General features: G+C 44.5%; 15 protein-coding genes. 4 read left to right on the forward strand and 11 right to left on the reverse strand.

Translation table 11 applies throughout. The features are described from left to right. Positions 1–115: 115 nt before the first annotated feature. Genes HMPREF1150_RS05845 through HMPREF1150_RS05835 form a run of 3 tightly spaced genes read right to left on the reverse strand, consistent with a single transcriptional unit; the run spans position 116 to position 2,509 of the window. Positions 116–571 (reverse strand): hypothetical protein, encoded by a 456-nt coding sequence (locus HMPREF1150_RS05845; RefSeq protein WP_009659699.1) that lies wholly within the window; start codon positions 569–571, stop codon positions 116–118. After that, complete coding sequence (locus tag HMPREF1150_RS05840) at positions 552–1,463, reverse strand: phosphodiester glycosidase family protein (RefSeq protein ID WP_009659627.1); 912 nt, start codon at positions 1,461–1,463, stop codon at positions 552–554. Before HMPREF1150_RS05840 ends, HMPREF1150_RS05845 begins: the two co-directional genes overlap by 20 nt. Next, the gene (locus HMPREF1150_RS05835) at positions 1,460–2,509 is read right to left on the reverse strand and encodes a bifunctional glycosyltransferase family 2/GtrA family protein (protein ID WP_032905435.1); all 1,050 of its coding nucleotides are present in this window, start codon (positions 2,507–2,509) and stop codon (positions 1,460–1,462) included. Before HMPREF1150_RS05835 ends, HMPREF1150_RS05840 begins: the two co-directional genes overlap by 4 nt. 378 nt (positions 2,510–2,887) lie before the next feature. On the opposite strand from HMPREF1150_RS05835, the gene HMPREF1150_RS05830 reads away from it, so the two are divergent. The 3 genes from HMPREF1150_RS05830 to HMPREF1150_RS05820 are packed head-to-tail and all read left to right on the forward strand — an operon-like array spanning position 2,888 to position 4,832. Continuing rightward, on the forward strand, positions 2,888–3,511 hold the full coding sequence (locus HMPREF1150_RS05830; protein WP_009659712.1) for a hypothetical protein: 624 nt from the start codon (positions 2,888–2,890) through the stop codon (positions 3,509–3,511). Then, positions 3,511–4,320 carry a hypothetical protein gene (locus tag HMPREF1150_RS05825; RefSeq protein WP_009659694.1) on the forward strand — a complete coding sequence of 270 codons (810 nt, stop codon included), beginning with the start codon at positions 3,511–3,513 and terminating at the stop codon, positions 4,318–4,320. Before HMPREF1150_RS05830 ends, HMPREF1150_RS05825 begins: the two co-directional genes overlap by 1 nt. Continuing rightward, a complete protein-coding gene (locus tag HMPREF1150_RS05820; protein WP_002901407.1) occupies positions 4,320–4,832 on the forward strand; it encodes a hypothetical protein in 513 nt (170 codons plus the stop codon). Before HMPREF1150_RS05825 ends, HMPREF1150_RS05820 begins: the two co-directional genes overlap by 1 nt. A 64-nt stretch (positions 4,833–4,896) precedes the next feature. Here the strand turns inward: HMPREF1150_RS05820 and HMPREF1150_RS05815 are convergent, their stop codons facing one another. Continuing rightward, positions 4,897–5,718, reverse strand: coding sequence for a PrsW family intramembrane metalloprotease (locus HMPREF1150_RS05815; protein ID WP_009659612.1), 822 nt, complete (start codon positions 5,716–5,718; stop codon positions 4,897–4,899). A 160-nt stretch (positions 5,719–5,878) separates the two neighbouring features. Between HMPREF1150_RS05815 and HMPREF1150_RS05810 the strand changes: the two genes are divergently transcribed. Beyond that, entirely contained in the window at positions 5,879–8,935 is a 3,057-nt protein-coding gene (locus HMPREF1150_RS05810) for an AAA family ATPase (protein ID WP_009659598.1), read from the forward strand. A gap of 60 nt (positions 8,936–8,995) precedes the next feature. Here the strand turns inward: HMPREF1150_RS05810 and HMPREF1150_RS05805 are convergent, their stop codons facing one another. The 7 genes from HMPREF1150_RS05805 to ftcD form a co-directional block, all read right to left on the reverse strand. Continuing rightward, on the reverse strand, positions 8,996–9,985 hold the full coding sequence (locus tag HMPREF1150_RS05805) for a formimidoylglutamase (RefSeq protein WP_156788988.1): 990 nt from the start codon (positions 9,983–9,985) through the stop codon (positions 8,996–8,998). Between the two features lie 141 nt (positions 9,986–10,126). Further along, complete coding sequence (gene hutH, locus HMPREF1150_RS05800; RefSeq protein WP_009659649.1) at positions 10,127–11,668, reverse strand: histidine ammonia-lyase; 1,542 nt, start codon at positions 11,666–11,668, stop codon at positions 10,127–10,129. A gap of 5 nt (positions 11,669–11,673) precedes the next feature. Further along, positions 11,674–13,026, reverse strand: a complete 1,353-nt coding sequence (locus HMPREF1150_RS05795; RefSeq protein ID WP_009659819.1) for an APC family permease — start codon at positions 13,024–13,026, stop codon at positions 11,674–11,676. 75 nt (positions 13,027–13,101) lie between these two features. Further along, positions 13,102–13,701, reverse strand: coding sequence for a HutD family protein (locus HMPREF1150_RS05790; RefSeq protein WP_009659760.1), 600 nt, complete (start codon positions 13,699–13,701; stop codon positions 13,102–13,104). Between the two features lie 12 nt (positions 13,702–13,713). After that, positions 13,714–15,387, reverse strand: coding sequence for a formate--tetrahydrofolate ligase (locus HMPREF1150_RS05785; RefSeq protein ID WP_009659679.1), 1,674 nt, complete (start codon positions 15,385–15,387; stop codon positions 13,714–13,716). A 66-nt stretch (positions 15,388–15,453) separates the two neighbouring features. Further along, positions 15,454–16,080 (reverse strand): cyclodeaminase/cyclohydrolase family protein, encoded by a 627-nt coding sequence (locus HMPREF1150_RS05780; protein WP_009659633.1) that lies wholly within the window; start codon positions 16,078–16,080, stop codon positions 15,454–15,456. Between the two features lie 14 nt (positions 16,081–16,094). Beyond that, the gene (ftcD, locus tag HMPREF1150_RS05775) at positions 16,095–16,994 is read right to left on the reverse strand and encodes a glutamate formimidoyltransferase (protein ID WP_009659810.1); all 900 of its coding nucleotides are present in this window, start codon (positions 16,992–16,994) and stop codon (positions 16,095–16,097) included. Between the last annotated feature and the right edge of the window lies 1 nt (position 16,995).

Genomic DNA, 16,995 nt, shown 5'->3' on the forward strand with positions numbered 1-16,995 from the left:
TACTATATATAATACAGAAACATGTTTATGTCAATAATTTTTTTACATTATTATCTGATTTTTTATATTTTGACATCGAACTTATCCCCTCCATTTAGCTGAAGGGGATGATTTTTTATGCTCTTTCAAATTCTGTATGTGTAAAATCTTTTCTCTTTTTACTGATTTCCCCTTCTGCCTTCCACTCACTTCGAGTAAAGACCATGGAGAGTAGTGCCAGAGCCGCAAAGGCTGCTCCTAGGTACCAGTAGGGCATATCCAGCGTCGTGGAGCGGCCAGATAGGTTGACGATGCCACGGAAGAGTATGCCGGCTGTCATAATGGCTACAGCTGAGTTCCAGAGGTTGAGGCTGAGCCGAGAGAGATTAGGGATGCCCTTCATAAAGAGCAGGAGGAGGATGCCACCCACCAGAGGAATGGTGAAGAGATAGTGCATATGGCTAGATGTTTCGCCGAAGCTGAAGGATTCATAGATTCTGCTGAAAGCCAAGAAGAAAATAGTTAATAGTGCGTAGATAAGGGCTGTTTTTCTAAAACGTTTTTTGCTGGGATTAGTAACCGATGTAGACAATATCACTCACCGACCTTTCTGAGATAGTGTTTCCGTTGGTTGTAGGTTTGTTAATGACCTGACCGGTAAAGTAAAGTGTAGAGGATCCGCCGCCATCAAGGTTATAAGCGGTCTTGACACCGTAAGATTTCATGATTTCTGCCATTTGGTAGAGGGAAAGCCCCTCGCTTTCTGAGGTGCGTCCGTCTGAAACGATGATGATGTAGTGGTTTTCGTCAATGATACCGATAGCTGTCCGTGGATTGGAAGACATGGACTGGCCGACTTCGGAGTTGGTATCAACGACAATTTCGCCATTTTCTACAAGAGATGGGCCGAAGGCCAAGAGATTGACCACACCGTCTTTGACCAGTTGATCGGCAGAGACTTGATCTTCATAGATAATCTTGAAGGAGCCGTCTTTGTAAATAGCCAAATCACCATTGCTAGAGTCTTCTCGGACGGTATCGCGGTAGACGACGCCGTTGCGGATGACATAGCCAGTCGTGTTGGCTCCGTAGTAGTCGCCGTTAACCGCTAGGATAGCATTGTTGTTGGCAGCTGTTTCCGAGGTTTTGGCGGTGACATTGTTTCCGTAAGTGTTTTGGGCAAAGGCTGTTTTCAGGTATTCTGATGAGCTGACAGTCACATCAGCGATGTAGACCTGGGTGTTGCTGACGGTCTTTTCAGTCAGCGTGACCGAGATGTTGTCGTCTGAATAGCTGGTATCTGTCACTGTTGCTGTTTCGGCAGCCTTGCTGGCAGCATCGGCATTGGACGACGAACTCGTACTTGAAACCGTGGAAATGGTCTCTGCGATGACAAAGGTTTTCAGCATAGAGTAGCTGAAGGAAGCTGTCAGAAGCAGCCCGAAAATGGAGGCATAGGCATAGCGTTTCTTTAAAAATTTCATGATGCGGTGTGTGTCCTTTCCTTAAAAATAAACCTCTTTTGCACCATCCAGGAGACGGTGAAGAGTAAGATGCCGACGATGATTTTGACAATCAGAAGATTGAGGCCAAAGACAGCATAGAAGAGGCGAATCAGCAGTGTGTCTAGGATAAAGAGTACTACAGCTAGGCTGAAATAGCCAGTTCCTGTCTTGAGTATACTATCGTCGTTCTTAAAGACCAGCTTTTTATTGGTCGAATAGTTAAAGATTGAGCTGGTCACGCGGGCAATCCCGTTAGCTAAAAGAATTCTCAGGCTGGTCGGCACAGCAGCTAAAAACAAGAGAGCCAGTGCGTAGACGATGTAGTCCACGATGAAACTGCTGAGAGAAGTCAGGGCAAATTTGAAAATATTTTTATAAATCATGAGTCCATCCCGAATCGGCCGGAAGTGCGAGCCTTGATTGTCATTGATATAGACCGTCTCAATGGGGACTTCCAAAATGGGATATTCCTTGCTGGCTTCTAAGAGCATGTTCATTTCATACTCATAGAGCTGCCCTTCTACCTTTAGCATAAAGGGAATCATGTTGGTCGTAAAGGCTCGTAAGCCTGTCTGAGTATCGGAGACACTCACGCCAGTTTGGACTTTGAAGAGAGCCCGAGTCAGACTGTTGCCGAAGCGGCTACGCAGAGGCACCTTGCCAGTAAAGGCGCGTGCTCCCAGAATCAGCCGATTGGGATTTTCAGAAGCCTTGCTCGCTACACGTAAAATATCCCAGACCTTGTGCTGGCCGTCCGCATCTGCTGTTACCACTGTTCCATAGTTCTTCAGTGCTTGGATAAAGGTAAAAGCAGTTTTTAGCGCTTGACCTTTGCCTTGATTGACCTGATGACGGAGCACAGTCGCGTACTGCTCTGCCTGCTCAAAGACTATCTGGCATTTGGAAGAGCTTCCGTCATCGATAACAATGATATGAAAATCACTTTTATGGTGAATTTTTTTTATCAGCTTAATAAGATTATAATCAGGCTCATAGGCCGGAATCACTAGATAATCCATATCCATACCTCTTTCTTAGATGATTTGTAGAAAGTATACAGACTGCGGCTTAAAGATTCCTAATATAAGTTAGTTTTAAGAAAATGTTAACATTTCTTTAAGGAAAGAGCATGGGGAAATAGGATAGAAATGCCGGTGGGGAGAGGATTAGAGATAAGATTGTAGAATAAAATGTAAGATGGAGCAGAGAAGTTTGACTTATTTTAAAAAGTAATATATAAACAGCGGTATTGGAAAGTTTCTAAAATCTTATGAAAAATTCCAAGAAGCATTTGTTTGGGATAGTATTCGTGGTAAAATATTGGAAGATGAATAAAAAAAAGAATATAAATCGAATAAGGTTGGATGCTCAGTATCAAACATCCAGAAAATAAGGAGAAGCGAATGAAAAAATTCCAGAATTTTAAATGGCAGATGTGGCATGTGCATTTGATCGGACTAGTGGTGTTTTTCTTGTCAATTTTTATCTGTGGATTCTGGTACCAAAGTTATGAGGAAAAACTAGTTTTAAAAGAAAATTATCTTACCGTAGGTCAAAATCAGGGGATAGTAGAAATTGACTACATTACATCTATACCGTCTGTGTCTGCATCCTTAAGACGCCCTCTCGATAAGGATGAATATGAATCAATTGATATTGGGAGTCATTATATAGTTTTCCAAGATTCTAGAACAAGAAAAGATGAAGGTTATACCAAAGATCAACATGAGTACTTTAAAATTCACTATTATCGTTTTGATCATAAAGGAATCAAAAAAGAGACAATGGATTTGCTTGAGATTGCGTATGAGCAAGGTTTTGTGGGGCTAAGTGGTAGAATAAAGTTATACGGCGATGGTAATGATGACTATGTTGGAGTTTGGACTAGAGAAAAGCAAATGCTCTATATCAATCTCCGGACTCAGAAAGTTAGCAGGAAAGAACTAAAAGAACTATTTGACTGGGAAATTAAAGATGATATTACTGGTAAGGCTGCGATTACATGGGTCAAAAGAGAGGAGAAATGATGATTAAAAGAGTATACCGAGGTTTTATTTCATTATTCCTTTTTTTCCTTTCTCTGCTTCTGCTATGGTTTTTGGGGATAAAAAATTTAGAAAGTCGCCTAAAAGCAGGCTACCAAGCTCAATATTTTAGTGGAGAGGTTCAAGTTAAAAGCTTCAATCTTGATGACGAAAAAAAATGGGAATCTTTGGAAGTGTCTTATATTTATAGTGAAAAAGTTGGGAGTATGGTTTATACTTTTCCTATTAAAAAAAATATGAGTTGGTTGGATCTTATTTTGCCAGCCTACAAAGGAGAGGTTTTTTATCCAATATCTTCTAACATGCCTGCATATTCAAGAGATGGATTGGGTAATTATGGTTATGAAATATACGAATCAATAATTAAGAAAGTCTTTGAAGAAAAAAAGGAGTATAAAATTATTGAGAGGGATTTTGCAAAAAGGTTACAAAAGTCATCTGAGTTAAAAGGGGCTAAAATTAATTTGAGAAATGCTCTTTCTGATAACTATATGGATAGTCAATCCATCTATTGGCTAGATCAATCTAGACTAGAGAATATCCAAAAAAGTGATACGAATTTTGGCGGAGTAAAGGGGCTCTCTGTAGAAGATGCAATTGCAAATGGTCTAATTTACGTTAGTATCGATTTGCAGAATAATTTGAGCGAAAATGAGAAGACCGATATTTTAAAAAAGATATTGAAACAGTTAAATGATGAAGAGCCTTTGCCAAATGGTATTTATCGTTTAAAAGGTGAAGAAAAAGGTTTTGCTGTTGAGGATGGGAAATTAAGATTGGAGAATTGGTGATGAGAAAATATCGTGGGAGTGTAAATTTTAAAGATGAAGATTTTAAGGTAGAAGTAATTTTCATTTTGGTTTATTACTTTGGTATATTTATTTTTCCAACGGTAGTGATTGATGATAAAGTTTTTATGTCAATCTCAGATTTGAAATCAGTTGATAGTATTAATCATTCTAATCTGGACTTGCTAGTATCGATGTCATGGTCAATCTCGCTTGTTTTGGTGTTGTCATTTATTCTGAAACGTATTCTACTGCACAAGAATTTAGAATTTTTAGCATTTCTGCAAATGTTTCTTTGTATGATCTATTGCGTCGTGGCTCTCTTCTATTTTAAAAATATCTTTAAAGTATTATTGCATTATAACCAGATTGGTTTATTGTACGATGTCCGTCATTTTTGTTTATTAGCCATTTTAATTGTAAATTATCAAAGTTTGAGAAACTTACATAAACAAGAGAATCAGTATACTAGTTTAGTTGACATGCTTCACCGCATCCTATTTGCTGAAAAATAGTATTAGATAAAGACGTATTTATAATATGTATCAAAAAAACGACCATAACGGTCGTTTTTTTGCATTAATGCACTCCCAATTCTTCCTGATCGATTTTATGGGCTGTTCGGTAGGCTTGGTAAAAGATAAAGACAGCCAGAGCAGTCATAGCCGGTACAATGATTGGGATATCTGTTTCGATAGCAGTCAGCGGTGAGTTCCAGAAGAAGTGGAGAACGAAGGCTGCTAGGAAGTAGAAGAGACCTGCTAGGAAGTAGTTCTTCTGAGTCTTGGCATAGCGTAGCATGAGCGCTAGACCGAGAGTGGTTAGGGCGGTGTAGAGCCAGTGAGAGGCAACGCCGCCAGTGATGCGGCCTAGGATACCAGAGATAGTGAAGGAGAAGCCTTCGGGCAGGTCAGAGAGGATATAAGAGAAGTCCTCACTAATCTGAAAGCCCATGCCGGCCGTTATACCCAGCATCAAGAAGGATTTGAGCTTTTTGACTGGGACTAGGTAGACAGCGAAGGCAACTGCCAACAGCTTGAGGGGTTCTTCAACCAGCGGAGCTGCGATGGCATTTTCTAGGTCACTGAGCAGAGTATTTGGGAAGCTGGTGCTGACCCATTCGTGGATATAGGTGTTGGCCAAACCAGAGGTCCAGCCAGAAATGAAAAGGCCACCTAGCAGAGCTACCCCAAGGCTAAGTGCAGGCGTCTGCCATTTTTTACCCAGTTGGCGAATCAAGAGCAGGGCAGGGACGATATAGAGCAGAGCCAAGAGGGCTGACAGTCCGACAATCCCATAGGAAGTGCCTGACATACTGCCAGTAGTATAGGCTTGTGTCTCGTATTCTAAGCCAATCGCGCTCAGAAGGAGAAAAATGAAAAGAACAATATTTTTCTTCATAAGTAACTTTCTAAAATTTTATTTTCATCCTAGTATAACAAAAAAATCATAAATAAAACCAATTTAAAAACTGGAAATTAAGGGCTGGTATAATACTTTACTTGCCAAACTGTCTCTTTTTGTTTATATTAGTTCTATAAGTTTTCTTGGAGGCGTTTGCATGTCGAAAAATCTGTTGAGGTTGAAATTGCTGGGAAGTCCGAGTGTCTTTCTCAATCAGGAGGAAGTCTTTTTTCCTTTTGCTAAAATCAATGCTCTGCTTTATTATCTCCACATCAATGGTGCAGTCAATCGGGAGGAGATTGCAGGAATCCTTTGGGAAAACAAGGACAACCAGACCGCCAAAAAGAATCTGCGCAACACCATTTATCAAGCTAATAAGCTACTAGGTGGGGAATGGATTGTCGCTCCCAACCGGACTGTGCTGTCGCTTAATCCCGAGTGTGCGATCGAAAGTGATGTAGAACGTTTCACAGACCATCCTACGGAGCATCTGTCGCTCTATCAGGGGGATTTTCTGCAGGGCTTCTATCTCAAGGACAGCGAGGCTTTTGATTACTGGGTGTCCAAGATGCGGACGCGATATGAGCAGCTTTATATCCAAGCCTGCTACCAACAGTTGGAAACAGAAAAAGACCAGCTGGATTTGGAAGAGGTTGAGCGGAATTTGCGCCGCTTGATCAGCATTGATGAGTTTGATGAGAAGAACTATCATCTGCTCATGAAGCTCTATCAGGATAATGATCGGCCAGGTAAGGTGATTGAGACTTATTATAAATTGGTCAATATTTTGGATAAGGAACTGGGCATTAGTCCTACGGAACCTATTCAGCAACTATATCATGAGGTGCTTGCTAAGGACCGTAGCGAGCGTAAGACCAAGCAGTTTCTGCGCAATACGGATCACTTTTTCGGGCGGGTCGATGAAATCAAGCGTTTGGAATCTTACTTTTCTAAGGTGATAGAGGCTCAGGAGGCGCGTGCTCTGGTCCTTGTCGGTGGTACTGGTATTGGTAAGCGGACAGTGACTCGTCAAGTTTTGGCCAATCAGACCAAGTATTTCCAGATTGTCATGGCTGAGTGCTTCAAGGAAGAGATGAAGACAGAACTCCAGCCTTGGCGCGGTTTGCTGGACGGCTTGGGGGACTTGGTTATTCAGCACCAGATTCTTTCTATCAGCCAGTGGCAGGTCATTTTGGAGAGTTATTTTCCCATTTTGACAGGCGGCACTTCTGGTCTTCACTTGGATGCGGACAAGCTTGCTCAGTTTGTGGTGGATATTCTGCAGAAGATTTCTAAGAAAAAAGCTTTAATAATATTAATTGAGGACTGTCACTGGATGGATAAGGCCAGCGTTGCTGTCTTGGAGCAGGTTATGAATCATTTGACTGGCTATCCTGTGGCCTTTGTGCTGACCAAGCATCTGAGCACTCCTTCTTATTTGGAACATTTTTTCAATCACCTACTGGTTCGCAATAAGCTGGGCTTTATTGAGCTGCAGCCGCTGAATTTTAAGGATAGTGTTGCTTATTTGCAAGCACAGGCGGGGCATTTAGCTATATCTGAAGAAGGCCTTGAGGATATTTATCGGGTCAGTCAAGGCATCCCTTTCTTCCTGTCGGAATATGCTGAGCAGCTCCTGCGAGGAGAGAAGTTTCATCCGCTGACTCCGGCCATCAAGGCCAAGCTGTCCTTGAAGCTGGATTATTTGAGTAGCCAAGAGGAGGAGTTGGTAGACTATCTGGCTTGTTTTAGGGCTCCTGCGTCGGTTTCGCTCTTAGCTAGGTTATTAGGCTTGCCGATGGAAGAAGTGGTCGAAATCACTGAGGAGTTTGGACAGAAGCAGCTATTGATGGAAGAGGAGCAGGGCGAGGAATTGGTCCTGCGGTTTAGCCAGGAGCTTTTGAGGATTTACGCCTATGAGCGCTTGTCACTTGCCAAGAAGCGAATGCTGCATCACCAGATTGCTCAAGGCATGGAAGACCAGCCGGGAGACTCTCTCTATCATGCTCAGTTGCTCAATGAAATCGCCTATCACTACAAGATGTCCAAGCAGCCCATTAAGTCTCTGGAGTACGAGCTGCATTATCTCGAGGCTACCCTGCAGTTTCATCACGAGCTATTTCCAATTTATTCGCGGGAGTTTGGTTTTATCGAAAAGACGGATGATAGCAATCAATCAGCGGTTTTAGACCAATTTGACCGTATTCGTCGGGAGATAGAGTACTTAGAGAGAAAACATCAGAATCACAAGGATTTTCAGCTATTGGTTCTCCGCTTTCTCTATCTAGAAGGGCGCTATGCTATCCGGACGGGGAATTACCAGCAAGGGATGGACAATATCCAGCAGGTGATTGCTTCGGCCAAGGAGCTGCAGCAGATGGATTTTCTCCTAGAAGGCTATCGGCAGATGATTTACTACTGCATCCAGACGGAAAATATCCCTGAGATGCGCTACTATACGGAGCTGGCTCTGGATGCTTCGGTCCAGGCCAACAATCACGAGGCCATTGCTATCAATCTCCGACTCAAGGGGCTCTATCATCTCATGATTGGAGATGAGGAGCAGTCGCTTCACCATCTCTACCAGTCTATTGATTGTTTCAGCTTGACGGCTTCGCTGCGTTCCAAGTACTCGATTCAGATTGCGGCGGCTCTAGACTATTTGGCGGAGATTGAGCAGATTCGCGGAAATTTCACGACTGCGCTGACCCATCAGAAGGAGGCTATTAAGCTGACAGAAAATAAAACAGCAGAGCCTTCGATTTTTGCTTTCTACATCGGCTTGGGTATGACCTATTATCAGCTGAAAGATTATGAACAGGCGGAGCGGATTTTCCTCAAAGCCAAAACAGCTCTGAAGTCCCTTAGCTTTCCTTGGAAAGAGACCCAGTTGGAAGTGTATTTGGCCTTGATTGGCTGCGAGAAGGGAGATTACCAACCGGTGCTTGATCTTCTGCGGAAAAAGGATAGTCTCATTAGTCGCTATGGCAATCCGCGGGACAAGGGGCTGATTTACTATCTGATGGCTGTGATTAAGTATCGCCTGCTGACTGGCAGCTTGCAGGAAGCAGACTTTGAAGACTTGCTGGATCAGGACTTTGAGTCCTACTATGAAACGGCCAAAAGCCAGCTCAATCCCTACCGTGACCGGCACCAGCTCAAGGAATTAGAAAACTTACGCCAGAACTTGTCTCAGGCATTAAACACAAAATAAAAGAGGATAAACTCTATGTTATCCTCTTTTGATGTTTGTAATGAAGTTCTTAAATGCCTATCAGTCATGTGCTTGCGCCCAGACTTGGGTCAGGTAAAAGACAAAGCTGGCTGCCAGATTAGCCGTATGGTTGTCTATATCGTGAGGCGGAGAGACTTCGACGATATCAAAGCCGATCAGTTTGCCTGAGGCAGCGATGTGCTGGAAGACCAAAACAGCTAGATTGGGATCCACACCGAGCGACTGAATGGCACTGACACCAGGCGCCGCACCAGCTGCAAAGCAGTCAATGTCAATGGTCAAATAGACCTGCTCCTTGCCGGCCAAAAAGGTATCGACCACCTTACAGACTTCCTTGTAACCCATTTGGTACATATCCATACCAGTCAGAAACTGGATAGCCTTGGATTTTGCCACAAAGTCAAAGAGAAAGAGATTGTTATTATGCTCCTGAATCCCCAGGATGAGGTAGTTAAAGGCCTGCTTCTGAGCCAGAGTGTCATCGAACATCTGGCGAAAACCGGTTCCAGAGTTAGGACCAGTCTGGTCATAGGGACGCAAATCAAAGTGGGCATCCATATTGATAACGGCCAAGTCTTGGTCAGGTCCTAGTGACGACTTAAGACCCAGATAGTGGCCGTAGGCTGTTTCGTGGCCGCCTCCTAGGACAATAGGCCGGAGATTGAGCTCTCGCAGACGTTTGACTGCTCGAGCCAAGCTTTGCTGCAGCTGCTCCAGAGAGCGGTTAGGCCCGTCAATATCGCCAACATCAAAGACGCGGACGTTCCTGCCCAGATGCCAAGGAAGCTTGGCTAGCTGGGTTCGGATAGCTTGTGGTCCTTCGACAGCGCCCACTCGGCCGTGGTTGATATAGACCCCTTTATCACTCTTGAAGCCAATCAAGGCAAAGTTGACGCCGTCAAAGGGTCTTAAGTTAGGGTCGTTTAAGTCCAAAAATTCAATAACCATCCCCCATTTGGCAGCATATAAATCATCATCTAGTCTCTTATGATAGTAGCTGTTATCTAGCTGATAGTAATCTTCTAACATGATTTTGTCCTTTTCCATAACGATACTTGCGACTTTATTATAAGAGTTTCCGCTAAGCCTGTCAATGACTTTTGGCGGGAAAAGAAGCCCAGCTAAACGAGAGCGGGCTTCTTATGTTAACTTTTTACAGAGTTATCAGCTTTAGAACTGAATGTTCAAGTCCACAGACTTTTCAACGGCTGCTAGGAATTCTTCGTTTTCAATCAGCTCAGAAGCCTTGTTGAGCTCTTCATAGATTTCGATATCCTTGTCAAACTCGATAAAGCGGACATGCTGACGGAAGAGGTCGTAGGCTGGCTTGGTTCCTTTACCAAGTTCGTGGTTTTCTGGTTTCAGATCCAGAGCTTGGCAGGCTGCCATGATTTCTGTTGCCACGATGCGGCGAGAATTCTTGAGAATTTCAGCTGCCTTGCGTGCTGCAGTAGTTCCCATGCTGACAAAGTCTTCTTGGTTTTCACAAGATGGGATAGAGTCTACGCTAGCTGGATGAGACAAGACCTTGTTCTCAGAAGCGAGTGAAGCACAAGCATACTGGGTAATCATAAAGCCAGAGTTGAGTCCTGGGTGTTTGACCAAGAAGGATGGAAGCTTGCTCAGTTGACTGTTGACCAGACGTTCCACACGACGCTCGGAGACATTACCGATTTCAGAAATAGCGATACCGAGGAAGTCGAATGGCTGAGCCATTGGTTCACCGTGGAAGTTACCGCCTGAGATGACATGCCCTTCCTTGGTGATGATAGGGTTGTCTGTAACGGAATTGATCTCAATCTCAACCTTGGTCTTGACATAAGCGATAGAGTCCTTGCTGGCACCATGAATCTGCGGAATACAACGCAGGGTATATGGGTCTTGGACCCGCTGTTGAGTGGCTACGGTTGTGTTGCCACTGCCTTCTAGAAGGTTGCGGATATTACGGGCTGTAGCCAGCTGTCCGCTTTGAGGACGGATGGTATGTAAGTCTTCTTCGAAAGGACTGGTAATACCATTGTGGACTTCCATGGAAAGAGCGCCAGCGACATCTGATAATTTAAGAAGCTGGATGGCATCGTAGGTAGCAAGAGCTCCGATACCTGTCAGGACAGTCGTTCCGTTAATCAGCGCCAGCCCTTCCTTGGCTGCTAGAGCAATTTTCTTGATACCGGCCTTGTCCAAAGCTTCTTGCCCGGAGAGCAGTTGGCCTTGATAGTAAGCGCGGCCCAGTCCTAGCATAGGCAGAACCATGTGAGCCAGGGGAGCTAAGTCACCAGAAGCTCCCAAAGATCCTTTTTCCGGAATGTAAGGCACGACACCTTTATTGAGCAATTCCAGAAGCTTTTCGACAGTAGAGAGACGGATACCAGAATATCCCTTGACCAAGGAATTAATCCGGATTAGCATAATCGCACGGACTGCATCTTCAGGTAGGGGATCGCCGTAGCCTGAGGAGTGCGTCCGAATTAGGTTTTCTTGCAGTTGAGTCGTATCTTCTGGTGAGATGCTGACATTGCAGAGAGAGCCAAAGCCAGTTGTAACACCGTAGACTACCCGCTTTTCGCGGACGATGTCATCCACGATTTTGCGGGAAGCTTCTACTGCTTTCTTAGCTTCTTGGTCGATTTCGCAAATGGCTCCATGACGAGCTACTGCGATGACGTCTTCTAAAGTAAGGTGTTCGCCATCCAAATTAATTACATGTGTCATAAGATTCATTCTCCTTCTTGTTTAAGAACTTTATTTTTACAAATCAGTACTATATAGATAAAGTATACTGCACTGGCGATAAGGACACCGATGAGGCCGTAAACATAGTTCATTGGGTTTTCACCCCAAATCATGACAAGGCTGACTAGAACCGCCAAAATTGGAATTACTGGACCAAATGGAACGCGGAAAACTACTTTCTTGTCTGGATATTTCTTTCTTAATACTAGTACAGCTAGAGCAGTTGGGATGTATTGGAAGAAGCGGAAGACCACGCTGAGAGCTGCTAATTCTTCAAACTTACCAGAGAAGAGCAGGGCGATAGCCAGAATTCCTGAAATAATAATGGCAACTATAGGGGCATTTTTAGAGTTGGTTTCTGCAATTTTCTTAGGAAGCAGGCCTTCATTTGCGATAGCTGCACCATAACGCGGAACCATGACGGACTCTCCGATATTAAGACCAGTGATAGAGATGAGTGCTCCAATGGAAATAATCCAAGCACCAGCAGGGCCAATCATCTCAACAAAGGCGTCTTGTACAGAAGCATCTGTTTGCAAGATACGGCTGCCCAGCATGGAAATGGTTCCAGCGATAATCAACATATAGAGAACTGATACAATACTGATAGAGCCTAAGATAGCCCGAGGTACATTCTTTTCTGGGTTGCGCATTTCACCAGCAACGATAGACATGGTTTCAAATCCGATAAATCCGTAGAAGATATAAATGGCTGTACTTGAGATAGCTTTCATGATATCTACTTTAGGATCTAGTTGTAGAAACGGAGTGAAGTTACCTTTATCAATTCCCGATTTAATAAAGAAAATTGCGCATAAACTAAAGGCAACGATTGGAATGAGTTTAGCTACAGTAGCAGTCAAGGTAAATATTTTTGAAGTCTTAAGACCAGATATATTCATCAAGCTGAGCAAAATAATCAGGCTCACACTGAGCAAAAGTTCATAAGGTTCAAAGGCTTTAAAAGTGATGACAAAAAGTCTTGCAAATGCTGCTGCCATAGCGGCCCAAGCGATAATGGTTACGACCCATCCCAGAAAACCGACATTAAAGCCTACAAAGTTTCCGAAGGCCGCTTTGGAATATTGGAAAGCTCCGCCATTTTTATTAAAATAACCAGCAGTTTCTGCCAAGCAGACGGCTAAGAGAATAACGAGGAGTGCAGTTCCAAGCATGACAGCTAGAGAGGCAGGACCAAGTCCTTTATAAATCTTTTGCGGTAGGAGGAAAATCCCTGAACCGATAACGGCATTGATACCGTAGAGAGTTGCACCGGAAAAGCTGAATTTCGCTTTTTCCTGTTCTTGTTCTTGTGCAGTGAGTTTAGTTGCGTCCATAATAATGTTTCTCCTTTAGAGATGTGGGATCCTTTCCAAGTAAAGATAGAATGGTGACAAGGTATCATGGTATCTTTACTTAGTAGGGATGTGGGTCAAACCAGCCCATATAGCAAGGGGCGTTCCCTTTGGCTGGTTACTCGAAAACATTATATGCAGCTCAGTTTCCTGAGTCTCTTTTTCCACTATCAGAAGCTGCTCTGCCTCTAGATTAAGCGCTGGCAGGTTTGTTCCTGTCACCGTCAGTTCCTCTAAGGCATAGATAAATTGAATTTCGTCATCTCGGCTAAGCTCTAGCCCATTCGAAATGGCAATCATCAGTCCCTGATAATGGTCGCTGTAGATTAAGTTAAAGTCGGTACAAGTCCCCCGACTTGTTATAGAATCACTCCCTTCAAAAACATAGGGAGTAAAGGGAGCTAGAACCGTTTCCTCCTGCCGGCTGGCATTGTGGAGATGAAGTGTGTGGTCTAGGCTCATGAGAATGCGGTGAAAGCCGCTGAGGTCAGAAAACTGACTTTCAGCCAACTCCACAGTCGCTGTTGAGAGTCGATAGTCAAACTCCCGCCGGCCATAGTGGCCAGTTGGCGGGGAAAGATAAAGCTGTTTTGTCTTTCCCCCCGACCAATCGGAAACTTGAAAATCGTTTGCTCTTAAAAGGGTTACATTTGTCATTTTTGGTATTTATTAGAACAAACCGCTGATATTGCCGTCTTTGTCAACATCAATCTTTTCGCTAGCCGGCACTTTAGGCAGTCCTGGCATGGTCATGATTGCACCAGTCAGAGCAACGATAAAGCCTGCACCAGCAGAAACTTTGAGCTGGCTGATAGTCACGACAAAGTCTTTAGGTGCGCCCAGTTTCTTAGCATCGTCTGAGAAGGAGTATTGAGTCTTAGCCATACAGATAGGATAGTTGGAGAAGCCCAGCTCTTCCAGTTGTTTGAGCTCGCGTTTAGCAGCAGGAGTCAGGCGAACGCCCTTGCCTCCATAGACCTTAGTAACAATTTTGTTCAGCTTAGTCTCGATGGAGTCCTCTTCATTATATACAAATTGGAAGTGATTGTCTCCTTCGGCCAGTTCAACGACTTTTTCAGCCAACTCTTTACCGCCGGCTCCGCCATTCGCCCAGACGTCGGAAATCACGACGTCAACGCCGCGTTTTTGGCAGGCGTCATAAACTGCTTGCAATTCTGCTTCGGTATCCAGCGGGAATTTATTGATGGCAACGACTGCAGGCAGGCCATAAACATCTTGAATGTTTTCCAGATGTTTTTCCAAGTTTGGCAGACCATCTACAACGGCTTGGACATTTTCTTCAGCCAGATCGCTCTTAGCCACACCGCCGTGCATCTTGAGAGCGCGGATGGTAGCAACTAGAACTACAGCCGATGGACGAAGTCCAGATGTACGACACTTGATATCGATGAATTTTTCAGCACCGAGGTCAGCACCGAAACCAGCTTCTGTGACTGCATAGTCGGCATATTTGAGAGCCAGCTTGGTAGCTAGGACACTGTTACAGCCATGGGCAATGTTGGCAAAAGGTCCACCGTGAATCAAGGCTGGCGTATGTTCCAGAGTTTGAACCAAGTTTGGATGGATAGCGTCTTTGAGCACAGCAGCCATAGCGCCACCAGCTTTCAGATCCTTGGCAGTTACTGGCTTACCTTCAAAGCTGTAGCCAATGATGATTTTTTCCAAGCGGTTCTTGAGGTCAGTGATATTTTCTGACAGACAGAGAATAGCCATAACCTCAGAAGCAACTGTAATGTCAAATCCATCTTCACGCGGAACACCGTTGACTTTACCTTGCAAGCCATCCACAATGTGGCGCAGTTGCCGGTCATTCATATCTACTGCCCGCTTCCAAGTGGTGCGGCGAGAATCAATGCCTAAGGCATTTCCATGATGGATGTGGTTATCAATGAGGGCCGCCAGCAGGTTGTTGGCAACACCGATGGCATGAAAGTCACCAGTGAAGTGGAGGTTGATATCCTCCATGGGCACAACTTGAGCGTTCCCACCGCCAGCAGCTCCGCCCTTGATACCAAAGACAGGTCCGAGTGAAGGTTCCCGCAGAGCGATAACGGCTTTTTTACCGATAGCAGCCAAAGCATCGACCAATCCGACAGAAGTCGTGGTCTTGCCTTCTCCGGCTGGTGTCGGAGAAATAGCTGTCACGAGAATCAATTTACCGTCTGGCTTGTCTTTTAAGGCTTCCAGTTGGCCGGCACTGATTTTTGCCTTGTAATTTCCATAAAGAGACAGGGCGTCTTCAGCAATTCCAAGCTTTTCTGCCACCTCTTTGATGGGCTTCATTTGAACCGAATTCGCAATTTCAATATCTGATAAAACCATATTGTTACCTCTTGAGAAAAGGAAGTCCCTTCAGAGGAAATTGTGGACTTCTCTTCCGTTTATCTATTAGACAACTTTCAAAATTTCTTGATAAATTTCATCGGCTAGAGCGCAGCCTTTTTGCAGTAGCTCTTCACCCTTGCTGCGGTAGTCTGCGACGAATGCTTCATCCTTGACACCTGACAGGTTGATGAGGACATTGAGCCAAGCCCCTTGCAGACCAGCCTTAAGGTTGAGAGCTGCTACCCCTAGGTCGCTGGCAGCGTTGGTATTGGACTTGCCGACAGCCTTTTGGGTTGTTTGCAGGGCAGCCAAGATGTCTTCCATCATGCCATAAGGTGACTTGGTCGCTTCCTTGAGGGCTTGCTGCATAGCTTCTCGACGGGCAGCCTTGTCTTCCTCCGTTTCCTTAGGCATATCAAAGACGGCAGAGACTAGATTGAAGGCTTCAGTGTCCTTGTCAATAGCTGTGAGCAAGCTTTCTTGCAGGCGGGCGCTTTCTGCGTGCACTTGAGCAATTTCTGCTTCAAATTCTGCGTATTTTTTCTTGCCAAGGGTCAATTCACAGACCATCTTAGTCAGGGAAATACCGTTCGCTGCTGAAAGAGCAGCGGCAGAGCCACCTCCTGGTGCAGGAGCGTCTGAGCCTAGGACTTGGGCAAATGCTGTCAAGCTTAAATCTACTAATTTCATAGGTTTCTGTCCTCCTAGCCCAGCAAATGGTTTTCCAGAACTTGCTTGCCGTAGTCAAAATCCTCAATTTGCAGATAGTATTCTGCTGCGTCAATCAAAGCCTTGGCTGGAGCCAAACCGATGACTTCTGAGCCGAGGATTCCAACTCCGTAGCGCTTAGCTTCAAAGCGAACAGTTTCAAAGACACGATAGAGTGGGAATTTTTCCAGATTGACCATGTTGATAGAAACCTGAGCAATGTTGCGGTCTTCCAGCATAACACCGATAGCTTTACAATACTTGTAGCCACCGCTTGATCCACGGATGATTTTGGCAATATTGTTGGCAATTTCTAGATCGTCTGTATCCAAGTTGATGTTGTAGGCGATGAGTGGCATTCTAGCACCGACAGCAGTAACACCAGCAGTTGGGTGAATCTTTCTTTCACCGTAGTCAGGCGCCCAGTCAGGTTCCAAGAGTTTTTCAGGCATGCCTTCAAACTGTCCTTTACGGACCTTAGCCAAGTTCTTACGTTCTGGACGAGTCGCTGCATCTTCATAGAGGAAGATAGGAATACCGAGCTCGCGGTTGATCCGTTCAGATACGGTCTTCGCAATTTCTACGCATTCCTCACTTGTGATGTCCTTGATCGGTACAAAAGGCAGGACATCAGTTGCGCCCATACGAGGGTGTTCACCTTGGTGTTTGGTCAAGTCAATATTTTCAGAAGCGTATTTAACCAAACGGAAAGCAACTTCCTGAATGTTTTGGTCATCACCGACCAAGGTAAAGACGCTGCGGTTGTGGCTGGCATCAGAAGAGTGGTCCAAAAGTGTTACGCCTGGCACGCTCTTAGCTACTTCAACTAGACCGTCAATAACCGCTTGATTGCGGCCTTCAGAAAAGTTAGGAATACATTCAACAATTTTTGCCATA

The sequence above is a fragment of the Streptococcus sp. AS14 genome (genome assembly GCF_000286495.1).
GTDB classification, from domain to species: domain Bacteria; phylum Bacillota; class Bacilli; order Lactobacillales; family Streptococcaceae; genus Streptococcus; species Streptococcus sanguinis_P.